This is a genomic window from Rathayibacter sp. VKM Ac-2856, from assembly GCF_013205055.1.
Taxonomy (GTDB): domain Bacteria; phylum Actinomycetota; class Actinomycetes; order Actinomycetales; family Microbacteriaceae; genus Rathayibacter.
The window spans coordinates 690342-709277 of record NZ_JABMLF010000001.1; the positions used below are offsets into that span (position 1 = coordinate 690342).

Below are 18936 nucleotides of genomic sequence, written 5' to 3' on the forward strand. Positions count from 1 at the left end.
GGGAAGGCGAGTCGAGCGGAGAGGTGTGGACGGATGAACGGGAACGACGCTGTGGAGGACGGACCGGCGCGGTTCGAGGCGGATGCGCGGGAGCGCGGACTCGACGTCGAGCTCGTCGACCGCCCCGAGGCCGGGAGCCTGGCCGAGGCGGCGGAGCTGCTGGGCATCGAGCCCGGCTCGATCGTGAAGTCGCTGGTGGTCAAGCGGCACGACGGCGGCTTCGTCTTCGCGCTGGTGCCCGGCGGGCGCCAGATCTCGTGGCCGCTGCTGCGCGCGGTGGTCGGCGTCAACAAGCTCCGCCTGCCCGACGAGTCGGTGGCGCTGGAGGCGACGGGCTACCGCCGCGGCACCATCACGCCGATCGGCTCCACCACCGCCTGGCCCGTCGTCGCGGACGAGCGGATCGTCGGCCGCCGGATCGCGATGGGCGCCGGCACGGGCGGCCGGAGCGCCTTCGTCGACGCGGACGCGCTGATCGCGGCCTACGGAGCGACGGTCGCCGACATCACCGTCGAGGAGCCTGCTCGCTGAGCGCCTGATCGGCGTCGACCGGATCACCCGGGACCGCGCAGACCTCGTCCTCGCACACCGGCACGTCCGCCGCGCCGAGCATCTCGAACGGCCCGCTCGGTACACGATCGGTCATGAGACGACCGCCCGCTGCGACAGCACGTGCTCGAGCACCTCGGTGAAGGCGGTCGGCTCCTGCGCGCCGGACACCCCGAAGCGGCCGTCGAGCACGAAGAACGGCACGCCGTTGATCCCGTACTCGCGCGCCTGGGCGATGTCGGCCTGCACGTCGGCGAGGTGCCGCTGCTCGTCGAGCGCGCGCCGCGCCTCCTCGGCGTCGATCCCGACCTCGGCCGACAGCGCGGCGAGGACGTGAGGATCCGCGAGGTCGCGCCCCTCGACGAAGTAGGCGCGGAGCAGCCGCTCCGTGAGCTCGAGCTGCAGCCCCTGCGCCTTCGCGTGGTGGAGGGCCTGGTGCGCCCGGACGGTCTTCACGTGCACGACCGACTCGAAGTGGTAGTCGAGGTCGACTCCCGCGGCGACGGCGGTGACGGAGTCGAGCATCTGCTGCGCCTGCTCCAGCGGGACGCCCTTGTGCTGGGCGAGGAACTCCGCCGTGCCGCCGCGGTAGTCCTCGGGCGTCTCCGGGGACAGCTCGAAGCTGCGGTACTCGACCGCGACCTGCGGCGCGTCCGGATGGGCGGCGCGGAACGCGGCCAGCCCGCGCTCGAACTTCCGCTTGCCGATGTAGCACCACGGGCACGCGATGTCCGACCAGATGTCGACGGTGATGGGGGTCTGCGCTTCGCTCACTCGGAGGACAACCGCGGCGACCGGGAGCTATTCCCGCAGCACCCGCACGAGCTGGTCGACGTCCGACTCGTCGTTCCAGAGGTGGAACGCGATCCGGAGGCGCCCGCCCCGCCCCGAGACGTGCAGCCCGGCGGCCTGGAGGCGCGCGAGATCGGCGCCGTCCTCGTCCGGCCAGGACACGATCGCCCGGTGCTGCGGCGGACGGTCGAGCCGCTCGCAGAGCTGATCCCCCAGCCCCGAGGCGCGGGACCAGACCGAGGAGAGGTCGAGGGAGCGGAACAGCTCGAGCGACGCCTCGGCCCCGACGAACGCCTGCCAGGCGGGCGAGACGTCGAACCGCCGCGCGTTCTCGGCCAGGTGCATCGCGGGTCCGTAGCAGGAGGACCAGACGTCCTCCCCCGAGTACCAGCCGGCCTGCACCGGCACCAGCTCGGCCGCGTACTCGGGCGAGACGGTGAGGAAGGCGACGCCCCGGGGCGAGCACAGCCACTTGTAGGCGTGGGTGAGGGTCGCGTCGAAGCGGGAGGCGTCCACCGGCAGCACTCCCGCGGCCTGGGTCAGGTCGCAGGCCGTGCGCACGCCGTGGCGGGCGGCGGCCTCGACGACCGCGTCGAGATCCGCGAGCGCCCCGCTGCTGGACTGCACGGCCGAGAAGACGACGAGGTCGTCGGCGTCCTCGATCGAGTCGGCGAGCGCCTCCAGCGGCACCGAGCGCACGACGACGCCGCGGTGGGCCTGAGCGAGGAAGGGGAAGACGATCGAGGAGAAGTCGCCGTGGACGCAGAGGACGCGCGCGCCGTCCGGCAGCGACGCGGCGAGCACGGCGGCCATCGCGGAGGTCTGCGAGCCGATCGCCACCCGCCCGACGGGAACCCCGGCGATCTCGGCGAAGGCGGCGCGCGCCCGCTCGACGACGGCCCCGTAGCCCGCGGCGCTGCTGCGGCCGGCCGACCACTCGTCGAGGTCCGCGCGCAGGGCGGCGGCGGACGCGCGCGGCAGCAGACCGAGCGTGCAGGCGTTGTGGTACCCGCGTGCGCCGGGGAACAGCGCGCGGAGGTCGGCGGGGGCCGTGATTGCGGAGCTCACCCTCCGAGGATCCCCCTCGGCGCCCGGATCGCCAACCTCGCAGCGGCTCCGGGCGCGTCGCACGTCATCGTGCGGCGAGGGCGTGCGCCTGCTCGATCAGCGCGACCACGGCCCGCGCGTCCTGCACGTCGACCGGCGACGGAGCACCGTCGAGCATCGTGCGGGCGACGCCGGCGAGGAAGGCGGAGTAGCGGCCGCGCTCGCTCGGCACGGCGGAGGAGCCGCTCTCGCCGACCAGCACGCCCTCCGCTCCCGGGGGCACGACGCCGAAGTCGTGGTCGAGCGGATCCCCGCCGCCGCGGAGTGCGCCCTCCTGCGGGTCGAGCCCGTCGACCGAGAAGGCGGCGCGCGTTCCGAGCACCCGGAAGCGCGGCGCGGAGGCGCGGGCGACTCGGCTCATCGTCAGGTGCGAGCGCACGCCCGACTCGTGCCGGAGCGAGACGAAGGCGTCGTCCTCGCTCGCACTCCCCGCGTGCACCGCGCGGGTCTCGGCTGCGGTGACGACGGCGGGTCCGAAGAGCAGGAGGGCCTGGTCCACGAGGTGGCTGCCGAGGTCGAAGAGGATGCCGCCGCCCTGCGCCGGGGAGATCGCCGTCTGCCAGCGCCCGGTCTTCGGGGCGCTCCAGCGCTCGAAAGTCGACTCGAAGCGGATCACCTCGCCGAGCGCGCCCTCGTCGAGGAGCCTGCGCAGCGTGAGGAGATCGGCGTCCCAGCGGCGGTTCTGGAAGACGAACACGGGCGCGCCGCCCGCCTGCGAGGCCGCGAGGATCGCGTCGACATCGGCCGTGCTCGGCGCGAACGGCTTGTCGATCACCACCGCGACGCCGGCGGCGAGCACCTGCTCGGCCTGCTCGCGGTGCACCGAGGGCGGAGTCGCGAGGACGACGAGGTCGGGCCGCTCGGCGAGCACGGCGTCGAGACCGGCGACGATCCGCGCTCCGGGGTGCGCCGCCGCGGCCGCCGCGCCGCGATCGGGGTCGCTCGTCGCGATCGCCACCAGGGAGAAGTCCGGGTCCGCGGCCAGGAAGGGCGCGTGGAAGATCCGGCCGGCGAGTCCGTAGCCGACGAGCCCGACGCGGATCACGACGCCTCCCCCGGCGCGGCCGCTCGCGAGCGCCCGATCGTCGGGGACGCCGGGACAGGCGTCTCCGGCCTCGGAGCCGGGGACCGCGGCCCCGTCCTGTCGAGCGGGTGGGAGTTCGGGACCGTCATGATCCGATGCTAGCCACGGGTCGGCCGTCCCGTCCCGCCCCCGGGACCGCGCCCGCCCGCCGCTCCCGGACGCCGGTCGCTCGCCGACCGGCGGAGAACTCTATGCCCGCCCTCCCGCGAGCACCGGGGAACAGCAGTCGTCGCACGCCAGCCCGGCCGGCGACGACGCCGCTCCCTACGCTGACCCTTCGCACCCGTCCGCCTCGCCGCGATCGGGCGCCACCGTCGAAGCGCCCGGAGAGACGCACGAGAGCTGGAGAAGATGAAGAAGAACCTGATCGTCGTGGTGGGCTGCCTCGTGGCGCTGACCCTGTCCGGCTGCACCGCGGGCACGACCACCACGCCAGTGAGCCCTGGCGAGGCAGGTGCCCGCGTGGCCTCCTGGCTCTCCGAGCACGGCGAGCCGTCCTGGTCCGACTGCCCCAGCGAGGAGGTCCCCGAGCTCGATGCGGAGCAGTACCCCGAGCTCGAGGGAGTGGAGACGACCTGCGGGACGATCGCGGCGCCGATCGACTGGAGTCGTCCCGCGACCTCCGCTTCGGTGGACCTCTCGATCATCCGGGTGTCGAAAGGCGGGTCCCACGACGCGGTGCTGATGGTGAACCCGGGAGGACCGGGAGCGTCCGCGAGGGACATGGCGCTCGGCCTCGCGACCGTGCCGGACGCCGCTCCCCTCTTCAGGACCTACGACCTGGTGGGGATCGAGCCGCGGGGCCTCACGCCCGCCACGGACCTCGGCTGCGACCTCGAGGGGTCCGCCGCGGACGGCGAGGGCGCCGTGGAGGCCTGCTCGACGGCCGGCCCCTTCGCCACCCATGCCTCCACCACCGACGTCGTGATGGACCACGAGCTGCTGCGGCAGGCGCTCGATCAGCCGGAGTTCGACTACTACGGCGCCTCCTACGGCACCTACATCGGCAGCGTCTACGCGACCCTCTTCCCCGGCACGGTCGGCCGGATGGTCCTGGACGGCATCGCGGACACTGTCTCGCTGAACCGGACCAGCGACCTGCCGGGCTTCGAGGCGAGCGTCGGGCGACTGCTCGAGGCCTGCACGTCGGGTGAGCTCGGAGCGTGCCCCTTCACCGGCGACCGCGACGAGGCCTCCGCGCAGCTGACGGCGCTCTTCGAGGCCCTGACCGCGGATCCCCGGACGACCACCGGCCCCGACGGCGAGCCGGCCGAGGTGGGCGGCGAGGAGCTCGCGTCGTACCTGGTGACCAGGATGTACGAGCCCCGGTCCTCGTGGCGCGAGACGGTCGAGGTCCTCGCCGGAGCGGCGGCCGGCGATCCCGGCTCTCTCGAGATCGTCGCGAGCACCGGCGACTCCGTGGTCGATCGAGCCCTCGAGTACGCCGTCTACTGCGCCGTGCCCCCGGTCCCCGGTGCGACGGACGCCGGCGCCCAGCCGGAGGAGACCTCGGGCCCCCTGGGCAGCGTCGACGACGAGGGCGGCTCCGCCCGCGACTGCGACCGGTGGGGCGAGTACGACAGGCTCGACCCGCTGCTGTCGTACGGCACCGGGAACAGGATCCTCATCGTCTCCAACCTGCACGACCCCGCGACACCGCACGCGGACGCCCTGCGCCTGCACGAGACCGAGCTGACGAACAGCACGCTCGTCGAGGTGGACGAGGACGGACACGGCGCCCTGTACCGGGAGTCGCCGTGCGCGACCGCGATCGCGAACGCCTACCTCGTCTCGGGCGTGCTCCCGGCGGACGGGACCCGCTGCGAGTCGGGGAGCTGAGCGGCGGGCCGGGAGCCGGAGCCGCTCAGGCCGAGGCCCCCGGCACGTCCACCGCTCCGCCGAAGCGCCGGCTGCGACCGGCGTAGTGCTCGATCGCTCCCCAGAGGTCCTCGCGGGTGAAGTCGGGCCAGAGCCGGTCGAGGAAGACCATCTCGGCGTAGGCGCTCTGCCAAAGCAGGAAGTTGCTGGTGCGCTGCTCACCGGAGGAGCGCACGAAGAGATCGACGTCCGGCATGTCCGGCTGGTAGAGCGCCTTGCCGATCGTCTTCTCGGTGATGCCGGAGGGCTTCAGCCGACCGGCCGCCACCTCGGCGGCGATCCGCTGGACGGCGTCGGCGATCTCGGTGCGGCCGCCGTAGTTGACGCACATGGTGAGGGTGAGGACGTCGTTGCCCTCGGTCAGCTTCTCGGCGAACTGCAGCTCGTTGATCACGGAGGCCCAGAGTCGCGGCTTCCGCCCGGCCCAGCGCACGCGCACGCCCCACTCGTTGAGCTGGTCGCGGCGGCGGTGCAGCACGTCGCGGTTGAAGCCCATCAGGAAGCGCACCTCGTCCGGCGAGCGCTTCCAGTTCTCGGTCGAGAACGCGTAGACGCTGAGGTGCTTCACGCCGATCTGGATCGCCCCCGCGACCACGTCGAGCAGCGACGCCTCGCCGCGCTTGTGCCCCTCCACCCGGGTCAGCCCGCGGGAGTTGGCCCAGCGGCCGTTGCCGTCCATCACGATCGCGACGTGCCCGGGGACGGCCTTGCGCGGCAGCTCCGGCGGGTGCACGCCCGTCCAGTCGAGGGGGCGGAACGGCTCGGCGTCCCTGTGGGTGAAAGGCTTCATCGGGTGACGTGCTCCAGAGATCTCAGTCCGCGCTCGAGGTGCCACTGGGTGTAGGCGGCGACCACGCCGCTGGCTCGGGAGCGGGTGGCGGGCTCCGTCGACTCGGCGTGCCCCCAGTCTCCCGTGAGCAGGGCGCCGAGGAGGACGACCACCTCGGGGGCCACCCGCGGCGCGCCGGGCGGCGTGCAGTCCTCGCAGACGACCCCGCCGAGCTGGACGACGACCGCGCCGTGCGGACCGGGTGCCCCGCAGCGGGCGCAGTCCTCGAAGCTCGGCGCCCAGCCCGCGATCGAGAGCGCGCGCAGCAGGTAGGAGTCGAGCGTGAGCACCGGCTCGTGCTCGTGCTTGGAGAGGGAGCGCAGGGCGCCGACGAGGAGCAGGTACTGCTGCAGCGACGCGTCGGCGTCGGTCAGGCGGTCGGCCGTCTCGACCATCGCGCTCGCGGCGGTGTAGCTGTCGTAGTCGGCCGCGATGATCGCGCCGTACGCGCCGAGCGACTCGGCCTGCGTGACGATGTCGAGGCTGCGGCCCTCGTAGAGCTGGAGATCGGCGACCATGAACGGCTCGAGCCGCGAGCCGAACTTGGAGCCGGTCTTGCGGACGCCCTTCGCGACCGCGCGGATCTTGCCGTGCCCGCGCGAGAGCAGCGTGACGATGCGGTCGGCCTCGCCCAGCTTGTGGGTGCGCAGCACGACGGCCTCGTCACGGTAGGTGGGCATGTCGTCGATTATCCTCCCCACCCCTGACAAGCCGGCGGCGGCACCGCACCTCCCCGATGCGCGCCGTGGAACGATGTCTCGGTGGCAGCCTCCCTCTTCGAGATCCCGGCCTGGGCCGACCTCCTCGCGATCGCCATCGGCTGCCTCCAGGGCGCGATGTTCGCGGGCGAGTTCCGCGACCGCCGGATCGACCTGCTCGGCGTCACCATCATCGGCACGGCGACGGGGCTCGGCGGCGGCGTGCTGCGCGATCTGCTGCTGCAGACGCCGCTCGTGGCGCTGCACACCAACGCCTATCTCGTCGTCGCCGTGACGGCCTCGCTGTTCGGGATGCTGCTGCAGCACGTGCTCAACCGGGTCGACGGCACGATCACGGCGCTCGACGCCCTGACGATCGGCCTCTTCGGCGCCATCGGGACGACGAAGGCGCTCTCGCTCGGCGTGCCGGAGGTGCCCGCGGTGTTCGTCGGGACGGTGTCGGCCGTCGGCGGGTCGGTGATCCGCGACATCCTGCTCAACCGGCCGATCGCGCTGATGCACGTGGGCTCGCTGTACGCGATCGCCGCCACCGGCGGGACGGTGGTGCTCGTGGTGGCGCTGCGGTTCGGCATGGTCATCGACTACGCGGCGCCGATCGCGGTGGCGGTGACGGCGGTCATCCGGCTGCTCGCCGTCCGCTACGGCTGGAGCCTGCCGGAGCAGCGGGCACTCAGCCGCGTGCCGCGCCTGGGCTGGCGTCGGCGCAGCTGAGGCGGAAGCACGTCGGGCGCAAGCACGTCGGGGCGGCCCGCGGAAGCCCGTGCCGGTGTCGGAGGTCCGACCTAGGGTGAGCGCATGAGCGCTGCGGGCACCTCCACGACCGAACGACACGACGTGCTGATCATCGGCGGGGGCAACGCCGGACTCTCGGTCGCGGGGCGCCTGCGCCGCTACGGGGTGGACGACGTCGCCGTCATCGAGCCGCGAGAGACGCACCTGTACCAGCCGATGTTCTCCCACGTCGCCGGCGGCACCGCTCCCGCCTCGAAGGCGACCCGGCCGCAGGGCCAGGTGACCCCGAAGGGCGTCACCTGGATCCGGGACCGCGTCGAGGGGATCGATCCGGTCGCCCGGACGGTCACCCTGGCCTCCGGTCGGCGGGTGGGCTACGGCGACCTCGTCGTCTGCCCGGGCATCCAGAAGGACTGGGCGGCGGTGCCCGGCCTGGCCGAGGCGATGGCGTCGCCGGTCGGCGTCTCGAACTATGAGTTCGACTACGCGCGGAAGGCGTCGAGCGTCCTCCGCGGCGTCCGCTCGGGCACGGTGGTCTTCACGCAGCCCAGCGGTCCCGGCACCTGCTCCGGCGCCTCGCAGAAGCCGATGTACCTGGCCTGCGACTACTGGCGCGAGACGGGCGTCCTCGCCGACATCCACGTCGTGCTGGTGGTGCCGACGCCGACCCTGTTCGGCATGCCGCTGATCGACGCGGAGCTCGAGCGGAAGGTGGCGGAGTACGGGATCGACGTCCGCTACAGCCGCGAGCTGGTCGAGGTCGACGCCGACGGGCGGACGATCGTCATCGCCGGCGACGACCGCCGCGGCGCGCAGCTCGGGGTCGACCACGACGCCGGGCAGGTCGGCACGGAGCAGCGGGAGACGCTCTCCTACGACGTGCTGCACGCGGTGCCGCCGCAGTCCGCGCCGGACTGGCTGGCGGGGACGGGGCTGACGGCGGAGTCCGGCGTCGGCGGCTTCGTCGAGGTGGATCCGCTGACGCTGCGCCACCCGCGCCACCCCGAGGTGTGGGCGCTGGGCGACGCCGCGGCGACCACGAACTCCAAGTCGGGCGGAGCGCTGCGGCAGCAGACGAAGACGCTGGCGAAGAACCTGGTCGCGGCCCGCAAGGGGAAGCCGCTCCCGCAGGTCTACAACGGCTACTCGGTCTGCCCGTTCGTCGTCTCGCGCTCGACCGTCGTCTTCGCCGAGTTCGACGACCGCTACCGCCCGAAGCCGACGATCCCCTTCTGGAAGGGCCTCGCCAAGGAGCGGCGCCTCACCTTCCTCGCGGACCGCTACCTGCTCCCCTGGGTCTACTGGAACCTCATCCTGCAGGGCCGCGCCTGACGCGACCGAGCACCCGCGGAACGCGGCGTACCGGAGACCCTCATCTGCACGACGCGGGTCTCGACCCCACCATGCTGGTCGAGTAGCCGCGGAACGCGGCGTATCGAGACCCACCGCCTGCAGAACGTGGGTCTCGATACGCCCGCGCAGCGGGCTACTCGACCAGCATGGAGCGCCCGCGCAGCGGGCTACTCGACCAGCATGGAGCGCCCGCGCGGCGGGTCACTCGGCCAGGAGGAGCGGGCCCGCGCCGCGGACACGGGCACGAGGAGCGCGCCCGCGCGGAGGTCAGGCCGACGCGGTCGCCAGCTCGCGGTCCGGGGCCTCCTCGCGCAGGGCGCGGTTGACCGCCGAGACGATCGCCTTGAGCGACGCGGTCGAGATGTCGGCGTCGACGCCCACGCCCCACAGGGTGCGGCCGTTGACCGAGCACTCGACGTAGGAGGCGGCCAGCGCGTCGCCGCCGGCGCTGAGAGCGTGCTCGACGTAGTCGAAGACGCGGACCTCGACGCCGTGCTGCGCGAGCACCGCCTCGAAGGCGTTGATCGGACCGTTGCCGGTCGCGCTCGCCGTCACCGTCTCGTCGCCGACGCGCAGGACGGCGTCCAGGGCGATCGAGCCGCCCAGGTCGCTCGAGGTGCTCGTGCGGGCCAGCTCGAAGCGGCCCCACTTGTCCTCGGCGCGGTGCGCGGGCGCGGGCAGGTACTCGTCCTGGAAGATCGACCAGATCTGCTCGCTGGTGACCTCGCCGCCCTCGGCGTCGGTCTTCGCCTGCACGACGGCGGAGAACTCGATCTGGAGCCGGCGCGGCAGGTCCAGCGCGTGGTCGGTCTTCAGCAGGTACGCGACACCGCCCTTGCCGGACTGCGAGTTGACCCGGATGACCGCCTCGTAGGAGCGGCCGAGGTCCTTCGGGTCCACCGGCAGGTATGGCACGGCCCAGGTCAGCTCGTCGCGGCTGACGCCGGTGCGCTCGGCCTCGGCCTCCATCGCCTCGAAGCCCTTCTTGATCGCGTCCTGGTGCGAGCCGCTGAAGGCGGTGAAGACCAGATCGCCGGCCCAGGGGCTGCGCTCGGGCACGGCCAGCTGGTTGCAGTACTCGGCGGTGCGCTTGATGCCGTCCATGTCGCTGAAGTCGATCTGCGGGTCGATCCCCTGGGTGAACAGGTTCACGCCCAGCGCGACCAGGTCGACGTTGCCGGTGCGCTCGCCGTTGCCGAAGAGGCAGCCCTCGATGCGGTCGGCGCCGGCCAGGTAGCCCAGCTCCGCCGCGGCGACCGCGGTCCCGCGGTCGTTGTGCGGGTGCAGCGACACGATGATGTTCTCGCGCTGGGCGAGGTTGCGGCACATCCACTCGATCGAGTCGGCGTAGACGTTCGGCGTCGCCATCTCGACGGTGGCGGGCAGGTTCAGGATGACCTTGCGCTCCGGCGTCGGCTCGAAGACCTCGACGACGCGGTCGCAGATCTCGCGGGCGAAGTCGAGCTCGGTGCCGGTGTAGCTCTCGGGCGAGTACTCGTAGTACACGGCGGTGCCGGGGACCGACGCCTCCATCTCGCGGCACTTGCGCGCGCCGGCGAGGGCGATGTCGATGATGCCCTGGCGGTCCTTGCGGAAGACGACCTCGCGCTGCAGCACGCTGGTCGAGTTGTAGAGGTGCACGATCGCCTGGCGAGCGCCGCGGATCGACTCGTAGGTGCGCTCGATCAGGTGGTCGCGCGCCTGGGTCAGCACCTGGATGGTGACGTCCTCCGGGATCGCGTCCTCCTCGATGAGGCTGCGGACGAAGTCGAAGTCGGTCTGGCTCGCGCTCGGGAAGCCGACCTCGATCTCCTTGTAGCCCATGCGGACCAGGAGGTCGAACATGATCCGCTTGCGCTCGGGGCTCATCGGGTCGATCAGCGCCTGGTTGCCGTCGCGCAGGTCGACGGCGCACCAGCGCGGCGCCGTGGTGATGCGCTTGGTCGGCCACGTGCGGTCGGGCAGCTCGACGACGATCTGCTCGTGGAAGGGCTTGTACTTGCCGATCGGCATCGACGTCGGCTTCTGGGTGTTCTTCATGAGGATGCTTTCCCGGCGCGCGAACGCGCCTGTCTCTCGTCTCGCGGGGATCCGTATGCGGATCGAACCTCGCGGGTGGTCTGTGGTGACGAATGGTCTGATTCAGCCGACGACGGACTCCGCGACGAGGGAGGCCTGAGGATCAGATCTCGTCGCGGCAGCTAAGAAGGAGCAGACCGAAGCGCACGCGACCACGGTAGCACTGCCCTCGCGGCACGGCACCCACGCCGCGGCAGCGCGACGCGACGGCGCGCTCAGGCCACGAGGCCGTTCTCGTAGGCGTAGACGACCAGCTGCACGCGGTCGCGCAGCCCGAGCTTGCCGAGGGTCCGGCTGATGTGCGTCTTGACGGTCGCCTCGCTGAGGAACTCGGCGCGGGCGATCTCGGTGTTGCTGAGACCCCGCGCGGCGAGGTGGAAGATCTCGCGCTCGCGGTCCGTGAGCGTCCCGAACGCCGCCGGGGTCTCGCGGCCGCTCCCCGGCGCACCGAAGTGCTCGAAGAGCTCCCGAGTCGCGGAGGCGGCGACCACCGCGGTCCCGGCGTGCACCGTGCGCACCGACGCGAGCAGGAAGCCCGGCTCGGTGTCCTTGAGCAGGAACCCGCTCGCCCCGGCACGGATCGCGCGCGCGGCCGCCTCGTCGAGGTCGAAGGTCGTCAGCACCAGGATACGCGGCGGCTCCACTCCCCTCTCGGCGGCGTCCGCGAGGATCCGCCGGGTCGACTCGATGCCGTCGACACCGGGCATCCGGATGTCCATCAGCACCACGTCGGGCGCCAGCCGGGCGACGAGGTCCGCGCCCTCCGCGCCGTCGGACGCCTCGCCGACCACCTCGAGGTCCGGCTGGGAGCTCAGCAGCATGCGGATGCCGGCGCGGAAGAGGGCCTGGTCGTCGACGAGGACGAGGCGGATGGTGTCGGTCATGCGGGGCGGCCTCCAGAGGCGACGGGCAGGGCGGGAGAAGCGGGAGCGAGGGGTGCGGGCAGGCGCGCGTCGACCACGAAGTCGTCGCCCTCGGGCCCGGCGCGCAGCAGTCCGCCGACGAGAGCGGCGCGCTCGCGCATCCCGACGAGACCGTGGCCCTCCCCCGGCACCGCCGGTGCGGCGTCGGCGTCGGCGCACCGCGCATTGCGGACGGTCAGGACGATCTCGCCGGACTCGCGGCGCAGCGACACGTCCAGCGGCGCACCCGGGCGGCCGTGTCGGAGCGCGTTCGTCGTCGCCTCCTGGACGATGCGGTAGAGGGCGAGGCCGATGCCGCGCGGCACCGCCTCGAGGTCGAGCTCCAGCTCGGAGCGCAGCGGCGTCCCTGCGCCGGACACGCTCTCGAGCAGTGCGGGCAGATCGCGCGCCTCAGGCTGGGGACCGTCGCTCTCGCTGTGCCGCAGCTGCGCCAGGAGGACCCGGACGTCGCCCAGCGCGTCGCGCGCCACCGAGGAGATGGTGAGCAGGGCCGCGTCGGTCTGCTCCGGGCTCGCCGAGCCGAGGTAGCGGGCGCCGTCCGCCTGCGCGATGACGACGGCGAGCGAGTGCGCGACGACGTCGTGCATGTCGCGAGCGATGCGGTTGCGCTCCTCGACCGTGTCGAGCTCGCGCTGCGCCGCGGCGCGATCGCGCTCGGCCTCCGCGCGCAGCGCCTGCCCCTCGCGCGCCCGCCGGACGGAGCGCGACAGCAGCCCGACCGTCCACGACAGGCCGAGGGTGGCGAGGATGCCGCCGAACACCGCGCCCCCGGTCACGATCGCCGAGGTGGTGCTCTCGACCAGGGTGAAGACGAGGATGAGGTAGACGACGGCGATGATCGCGCCGAGCACGGCCGAGACCGCACCCGCCGCGCGCACCCGGCGATGCTCGGAGGCGCCCGTGCCGAACAGCACCGCGAGGATCGCCAGGTCCGCCGGGCCCGGCGCCAGCTGCAGCCCCATCTGCAGCAGCGCGCCGCCCCAGGCGATCGTCAGCGCCAGAGCCGGGGCGCGGCGGTGCAGGACGAGGGCCACGGCCAGCACACCGCCGATGACGGGCTCGAGCGAGCCGTCGGGCCCGGCGAACGGCACGGTCGAGATCAGGAGCAGCAGCAGAGCCTGCCAGCCGGCGGCGCCGACGGCGAAGCCGTCCTGCGGCCCGGTGGCGCGCACGAGCAGGGCGCCGATGCGGTCGTCGGGACCGACGGGCCGCGACGCGCCTGCGGACCAGGCGAGCACCGCCGCGCTGACAAGGAGGCCGAGGACGACGAGCGCCGTGACGGCGCGGACGAGCAGCACCTGGTCTGCGCTCGCCTCGGCGGGGACCAGCTGCTCCGTCACCGTCAGCGCGGCGACGAGCCCCGCGATCCCGGAGAGGAGCAGCGCGCCGACGAGGGCCAGCGTCCGCGTCCAGGGACCGAGCCTGCGGGCGGTGGACCACAGGACGGCGATCCCGACCACGACGGCGTCGACCGGGACGCCGAGCACGGGGAAGCCGCCGCCGATGACCGCCCCGACGGCGACGAGCGACGGCGCCAGGGCCGGAAGGAACGCGGCCACCGCCAGGCCCAGCGCGATCAGGAGACCGCCGCTCAGGTGCTCCGGTGCGACGGCGCCGACCGCGGTCAGGACGAGATGGAGGGCGGCGAGCAGCGCTCCGCCGATCGGGAGCGTCGCCGGCCGGTCCAGGAGCGCACGCATGCCGCCCACGCTACGCGGCGGCGCCGACGGCGGCGTCGTCCGGGAGGGTGACGGCGGTCCTCCCGACGGCTCGGCGTCGGCGCTCACCCGGGCTCAGAAGCCGAGGCGGCCGAGCAGCTTGGGGTCGCGCTGCCACTCCTTGGCGACCTTCACCCGGATCGAGAGGAAGACGCGGCGGCCGAGCAGCCGCTCGATCTGCTCGCGCGACACGGCGCCCACCTCGCGCAGGCGCTGGCCGCCCTTACCGATGATGATGCCCTTCTGGCTGTCGCGCTCGACGAAGACGTTCGCGTAGATGTCGATGAAGGAGCCGTCCTCGCGCTCGACCATGTCGTCCAGCGTCACGGCGAGCGAGTGCGGCAGCTCGTCCGAGACGCCCTCGAGGGCCGCCTCGCGGATGAACTCCGCGATGCGCGAGCCGGTGTCCTCGTCGGTCACGGCCTCCTCGGGGTAGAGCGCGGGCGAGACGGGCATCAGGCGCAGCAGCTCGGCGGCGAGGACGTCGAGCTGCTCCTCGGTGACCGCGGAGATCGGCACGATGGTGTCCCACTCGCGGAGCTCGGACACGGCGAGCAGCTGCTTCGCGACGGACTTCTTCGAGGAGAGGTCGACCTTCGAGACGATCGCGACCTTGCGGGCGCGCGGGAACGCCTCGAGCTGCTCATTGATGAACCGGTCGCCGGGACCGATCGGCTCGTCGGCCGGGAAGAGCATCCCGATCACGTCGACGTCGCCGAGGGTCGAGGTGACCAGCGAGTTCAGCCGCTCGCCGAGGAGGGTGCGCGGGCGGTGGATGCCCGGCGTGTCGACGACGATCAGCTGACCGTCGGGGCGGTGCACGATGCCGCGGATCGCGCGGCGCGTGGTCTGGGGCTTCGAGCTGGTGATGGCGATCTTCTCGCCGACCAGCGCGTTCGTCAGCGTCGACTTGCCCACGTTGGGACGGCCGACGAACGACACGAAGCCCGCCCGGTAGGGAGTGCTGGGGGTGCTGGGGTCGGTCATCGTGCGTCCTCGTCCTGGTGGTCTGCCTCGGCGACGACCGGAACCGGTCCGGTGCTCGTCTCGCCTGAGGGATCGTAGTCGGGATCGCGCCGCACGATGACGGTCGAGATGGTGCCTCGGCGGGGATCCGCCTGCTCGGCCTCGAGGATCACCCCGTCGATCCGCGCGGTCGCGCCGCGCTCGGGCAGGCGTCCGTAGGCCTTGGTGAGCAGTCCGCCGACCGAGTCGACGTCGTCGTCCTCGAGGTCGAGCCGGAAGAGCTCGCCGAGCTCGTCGACCGGCAGGCGAGCCGAGACGCGGTAGACGCCCGGCTCGGTCTCCTCGAAGAGATCGACCTCGCGGTCGTACTCGTCCGAGATGTCGCCGACCAGCTCCTCGATCAGGTCCTCGAGCGTGACCAGCCCGGCGATGCCGCCGTACTCGTCGACCACCATCGCGAGGTGGTTGGACTCGAGCTGCATCTGGCGCAGCAGCTCGTCGGCCTTCTTCGACTCCGGCACGAACAGCGCCGGTCGGGCGAGATCGGCGGCGGAGTCGTCGTCGTCCGGGCGCTCGTAGGTGTGCCGGGCGACGTCGCGGAGGTAGAGCACGCCGAGCACGTCGTCGACGCCGTCGCCGATCACGGGCAGACGCGAGATGCCGCGGCTGAGCAGGAGGCCCATGCCGGCGCCGACCGATGCTCCGCCCTCGATCGTCACCATGTCGGTGCGCGGCACCATCACCTCGCGCACCAGCGTGTCGTTGAACTCGAAGATCGAGTGGATGAGCTCGCGGTCGTCCTGCTCGAGGACGTCCTGCTCCGTCGCCTCGTCGACCATGCTCAGCAGCTGCTCCTCCGAGGAGAAGCCGGCGGAGCGCCCGGTGCCCGGCGTGACCCGGTTGCCGAGCGCGACGAGGCCGTGCGCGACCGGGCCGAGGGCGACGCGCAGCACGTGCACGAGCGAGGCGCTGGAGCCGAGCACCGCGCGGGCGTGCGCCCGGCCGACGCTGCGGGGGCTCGATCCGACGAGGACGAACGACACGGCCGCCATGATCAGGATCGCCAGCAGGAGCGCCAGCCAGAGGGCGTCGACGACGACGACGAGCACCGTGGTCACGAAGACGGCGGCCGTCGTCTCGGCCGCGATCCGGGTGAAGTTGACGACGTTGACGTGCGCGCTCATGTCGCCGGCGATGGCGCGCAGGGCGCGGGCGCTGCGCGAGTGGTGCGCCATCTCGAGCACGTCGCTGCGCGAGAGGACGCCGAGGGCCGCGTCGGTGGCGGCGAGCCAGCCGCCGACGGCGACGAGGGCGAGGGCCGCGATGAGGAGCTGGACGGTGAGCACGCCGGGCCTAGCGGCGTCGCTCGCTGATGTGGAACCCGACGAGGATGTCGCGCTGGATGCCGAACATCTCGCGCTCCTCCTCGGGCTCCGCGTGGTCGAACCCGAGCAGGTGCAGCAGGCCGTGGGCCGTGAGCAGCAGCAGCTCGTCGAGCACGGAGTGGCCGGCCGCCTCGGCCTGGCTCTGCGCCACCTGCGGGCAGAGCACGATGTCGCCGAGCAGGCCGGCCGGGGTCGGCTCGTCCTCGGTGCCCGGCCGCAGCTCGTCCATCGGGAAGCTCAGCACGTCCGTCGGGCCGGGCTCGTCCATCCACTGCACGTGCAGCTGCTCCATCGCGCCCTCGTCGACCAGCACGATCGCGAGCTCGGCATCGGGGTGCACGTGCAGCGAGTCCAGCGCGTAGCCCGCGAGACGCAGCAGGGTCGCCTCGTCGACGGGGATGCTCGACTCGTTGTTGATCTCGATGCTCACGGGCTGCGGGGTTCCTTCGATCGGGAGGGCGGGGCGGAGGGGGTGGGCCGGCGCTCAGCCGCGCGGGCGCTTGGGCTGCGCGTCGCCGCCCGAGCGGCCGGCCGCCCGGCGCTCGGCGCGGGCCGCGAACTCGCGGGCCTGCTCGCGCTCGAAGCTCTGCGCCTGCTTCTGCTGGTCGTACTCGGTGTAGGCGTCGACGATCCGGCCGACGAGGCTGTGGCGCACCACGTCCTCGCTGGTCAGCCGGGCGAAGTGGATGTCGTCGATGTCGTCGAGCACCCGCGTCACCAGGCGGAGTCCGCTGGAGCCGGCGGGCAGGTCGACCTGGGTGATGTCGCCCGTGATCACCATCTTCGAGCCGAAGCCCAGGCGGGTGAGGAACATCTTCATCTGCTCCGGCGTCGTGTTCTGCGCCTCGTCGAGCACGACGAACGACGAGTTCAGCGTGCGGCCGCGCATGTACGCCAGCGGGGCCACCTCGATCGTGCCCGCCGCGAGGAGCTTGGGGACGATCTCCGGGTCCATCATCTCGTTGAGCGCGTCGTAGAGCGGCCGCAGGTACGGGTCGATCTTGTCGGTGAGCGAGCCGGGCAGGTAGCCCAGCCGCTCCCCCGCCTCGACCGCCGGACGGGTGAGGATGATCCGCTCGACCTCCTTGCGCTGCAGGGCCTGCACCGCCTTCGCCATGGCGAGGTAGGTCTTGCCGGTGCCGGCGGGGCCGATGCCGAAGACGATCGTGTTCTGATCGACGGCGTCGACGTACTCGCGCTGGCCCAGGGTCTTCGGGCGGATGCTCTTGCCCCGCGCCGTCAGGATGGCCTGGCCGAACGCGTCCGCGGGACGCACCGGCCCGCCGTTCTCGAGGATGCGCGCGGACTCGCGCACCTCCTCCGGGTCGAGGTCGTGGCCGCCGGCGGTCATGAGCACCAGTTCTTCCACCAGGCGCGCCGCGGCGGCGACGGGCACGCCCTCGCCGTCGAGGGTCACCTCGTTGCCGCGCACGTGCACCTGGACGTCGGGGAATCGCGATTCGACCGCTCGGATGAGGCGGTCCTGGGGTCCGAGGAGGCGCACCATCGCGACTCCGTCGACGGCGATGACGCGGTGCGCCTGGCCGGTGGTGCGCTCAGCCGCAGGCGACTGCGGGCTCGAGGTGCTCTGCGGGTCGGCCGACTCCGCGGAGTCCGATCGGGCGGTGTTCAGGCCCGCGGAGCTGTCGTCCGCGTGATCAACCGGTGGCAAGGGAGCCTTCCGTCAGGTGGCCGCCCAGGACGTGGGCGTGGACGTGGAACACGGTCTGCCCGGCTTCCTCGCCGGAGTTGAAGACGAGCCGGAACTGGCCGTTGCTGTGCGCATCGGCCAGGGTCTGCGCGACCCGGGCGATCTCGGCGAGGAGGGCCGGATCGCCGGCGGCGAGCTCGGCGACGTTCGCGTACTCCTGGGTCTTGGGGAAGATCAGCAGGTGGACGGGGGCTTTGGGCGCGATGTCCTGGATCGCGAGGATGCGATCGTTCTCGAACACCACGTCGGCGGGGATCTCGCCGCGGACGATGCGCGTGAAGACGGTGGGTTCGCTCATGCACTCATCTTAAACGGGGCGGCGGCCCGGTCGGGGGCGCGTTCGCCCAGGGCGCGCGGTGCGATGCCGCTCACCAGCGGTCGAGACGGGCCGACAGCACGGCGATCGCGGCCGGGCCGGCGGTGGAGGTGCGCAGGACGGAGTCGCCGAGCGCGACGGCCTCGGCACCCGCGTCGGCGAGGGCGCGCAGCTCCTCGGGAGCGATCCCGCCCTCGGGACCCACGACGAGCACGAGATCGCGGCTGTCCGGCTCGATCGCGGTGAGGCGCGCGCCGGACGAGGGCTCGAGCACGAGCACCCGCTCCGTCTTCGCGCGCTCCACGAGCGCCTTCAAGCCGATCGCCGCCGACACCTCGGGGACGCGGGCGCGGAGCGACTGCTTGCTCGCCTCGCGGACGATGCTGCGCCAGCGCTCGCGGCCCTTCTCCTCCTTGACGCCCGACCAGCGCGAGACGCAGCGGGCGGCCTGCCACGGCACGACCTCGTCCACGCCGAGCTCGGTCGCCGCCTGGATCGCCAGCTCGTCGCGGTCGCCCTTCGCGAGCGCCTGCACGAGCACCAGCCGCGGACTCGGCGCGGGAGACTCCTCGACCGACTCGACCGCGAGGACGACGCGGGTCGCCTCGGCGCTCTCGACCACGGCGATCGCGACCCGGCCGCGGCCGTCGCCGATCCGCACGCTCTCCCCCGCGCGGATTCGGCTCACGGTCGCGAGGTGGCGGGCCTCCGCGCCCGAGAGCTCCAGCCTCCCGCCGGTGACGAAGTCCCCCGAGTCGAGCGACTCGTCGATGTAGTGGTGCGCCACGCCTGCCC

At 72.8% G+C, this 18936-nt stretch carries 18 protein-coding genes; 4 read left to right on the forward strand and 14 right to left on the reverse strand.

Going from position 1 to position 18936, the window contains the following annotated elements:
• Window positions 1-33: 33 nt before the first annotated feature.
• Window positions 34-531 (forward strand): aminoacyl-tRNA deacylase, encoded by a 498-nt coding sequence (locus HQQ82_RS03235; RefSeq protein ID WP_173231627.1) that lies wholly within the window; start codon window positions 34-36, stop codon window positions 529-531.
• 111 nt (window positions 532-642) lie between these two features.
• Here the strand turns inward: HQQ82_RS03235 and HQQ82_RS03240 are convergent, their stop codons facing one another.
• The 3 genes from HQQ82_RS03240 to HQQ82_RS20495 form a co-directional block, all read right to left on the reverse strand.
• A complete protein-coding gene (locus tag HQQ82_RS03240; RefSeq protein ID WP_173231628.1) occupies window positions 643-1323 on the reverse strand; it encodes a DsbA family oxidoreductase in 681 nt (226 codons plus the stop codon).
• A 27-nt stretch (window positions 1324-1350) separates the two neighbouring features.
• Window positions 1351-2409: an aminotransferase class V-fold PLP-dependent enzyme gene (locus tag HQQ82_RS03245; RefSeq protein ID WP_173231629.1), complete on the reverse strand. Its 1059-nt coding sequence runs from the start codon at window positions 2407-2409 to the stop codon at window positions 1351-1353.
• A 64-nt stretch (window positions 2410-2473) separates the two neighbouring features.
• Window positions 2474-3493, reverse strand: a complete 1020-nt coding sequence (locus HQQ82_RS20495; protein WP_173231630.1) for a Gfo/Idh/MocA family oxidoreductase — start codon at window positions 3491-3493, stop codon at window positions 2474-2476.
• 390 nt (window positions 3494-3883) lie between these two features.
• On the opposite strand from HQQ82_RS20495, the gene HQQ82_RS03255 reads away from it, so the two are divergent.
• On the forward strand, window positions 3884-5371 hold the full coding sequence (locus HQQ82_RS03255) for an alpha/beta fold hydrolase (protein ID WP_173231631.1): 1488 nt from the start codon (window positions 3884-3886) through the stop codon (window positions 5369-5371).
• A 25-nt stretch (window positions 5372-5396) separates the two neighbouring features.
• Here HQQ82_RS03255 and HQQ82_RS03260 read toward each other — a convergent pair whose 3' ends face one another.
• Both HQQ82_RS03260 and recO read right to left on the reverse strand, forming a co-directional pair.
• Window positions 5397-6200, reverse strand: a complete 804-nt coding sequence (locus tag HQQ82_RS03260; protein WP_173231632.1) for an isoprenyl transferase — start codon at window positions 6198-6200, stop codon at window positions 5397-5399.
• On the reverse strand, window positions 6197-6919 hold the full coding sequence (recO, locus tag HQQ82_RS03265; protein WP_173231633.1) for a DNA repair protein RecO: 723 nt from the start codon (window positions 6917-6919) through the stop codon (window positions 6197-6199). Before recO ends, HQQ82_RS03260 begins: the two co-directional genes overlap by 4 nt.
• A gap of 81 nt (window positions 6920-7000) precedes the next feature.
• Between recO and HQQ82_RS03270 the strand changes: the two genes are divergently transcribed.
• Window positions 7001-7669: a trimeric intracellular cation channel family protein gene (locus HQQ82_RS03270; protein ID WP_367947791.1), complete on the forward strand. Its 669-nt coding sequence runs from the start codon at window positions 7001-7003 to the stop codon at window positions 7667-7669.
• A gap of 84 nt (window positions 7670-7753) precedes the next feature.
• Window positions 7754-9022 carry an NAD(P)/FAD-dependent oxidoreductase gene (locus HQQ82_RS03275; RefSeq protein ID WP_173231634.1) on the forward strand — a complete coding sequence of 423 codons (1269 nt, stop codon included), beginning with the start codon at window positions 7754-7756 and terminating at the stop codon, window positions 9020-9022.
• Window positions 9023-9310: 288 nt separating this feature from the next.
• On the opposite strand, the gene leuA is transcribed toward HQQ82_RS03275, so the two are convergent.
• The 9 genes from leuA to HQQ82_RS03320 form a co-directional block, all read right to left on the reverse strand.
• The gene (gene leuA, locus HQQ82_RS03280; protein ID WP_173231635.1) at window positions 9311-11083 is read right to left on the reverse strand and encodes a 2-isopropylmalate synthase; all 1773 of its coding nucleotides are present in this window, start codon (window positions 11081-11083) and stop codon (window positions 9311-9313) included.
• A gap of 254 nt (window positions 11084-11337) precedes the next feature.
• A complete protein-coding gene (locus HQQ82_RS03285; protein ID WP_173231636.1) occupies window positions 11338-12006 on the reverse strand; it encodes a response regulator transcription factor in 669 nt (222 codons plus the stop codon).
• Window positions 12003-13745, reverse strand: coding sequence for a sensor histidine kinase (locus HQQ82_RS03290; protein WP_173231637.1), 1743 nt, complete (start codon window positions 13743-13745; stop codon window positions 12003-12005). The genes HQQ82_RS03285 and HQQ82_RS03290 overlap by 4 nt, the downstream gene beginning before the upstream one ends.
• 93 nt (window positions 13746-13838) lie before the next feature.
• Window positions 13839-14750 (reverse strand): GTPase Era, encoded by a 912-nt coding sequence (gene era / locus HQQ82_RS03295; RefSeq protein ID WP_173231638.1) that lies wholly within the window; start codon window positions 14748-14750, stop codon window positions 13839-13841.
• Window positions 14747-16075 (reverse strand): CNNM domain-containing protein, encoded by a 1329-nt coding sequence (locus HQQ82_RS03300; RefSeq protein WP_173231639.1) that lies wholly within the window; start codon window positions 16073-16075, stop codon window positions 14747-14749. The genes era and HQQ82_RS03300 overlap by 4 nt, the downstream gene beginning before the upstream one ends.
• 7 nt (window positions 16076-16082) lie before the next feature.
• Entirely contained in the window at window positions 16083-16544 is a 462-nt protein-coding gene (gene ybeY, locus HQQ82_RS03305) for an rRNA maturation RNase YbeY (protein WP_173231640.1), read from the reverse strand.
• Between the two features lie 54 nt (window positions 16545-16598).
• The gene (locus tag HQQ82_RS03310) at window positions 16599-17621 is read right to left on the reverse strand and encodes a PhoH family protein (RefSeq protein WP_173232306.1); all 1023 of its coding nucleotides are present in this window, start codon (window positions 17619-17621) and stop codon (window positions 16599-16601) included.
• Between the two features lie 151 nt (window positions 17622-17772).
• A complete protein-coding gene (locus tag HQQ82_RS03315) occupies window positions 17773-18123 on the reverse strand; it encodes a histidine triad nucleotide-binding protein (RefSeq protein WP_173231641.1) in 351 nt (116 codons plus the stop codon).
• Window positions 18124-18193: 70 nt separating this feature from the next.
• Window positions 18194-18928, reverse strand: coding sequence for a 16S rRNA (uracil(1498)-N(3))-methyltransferase (locus HQQ82_RS03320; protein ID WP_173231642.1), 735 nt, complete (start codon window positions 18926-18928; stop codon window positions 18194-18196).
• Window positions 18929-18936 lie beyond the last annotated feature (8 nt).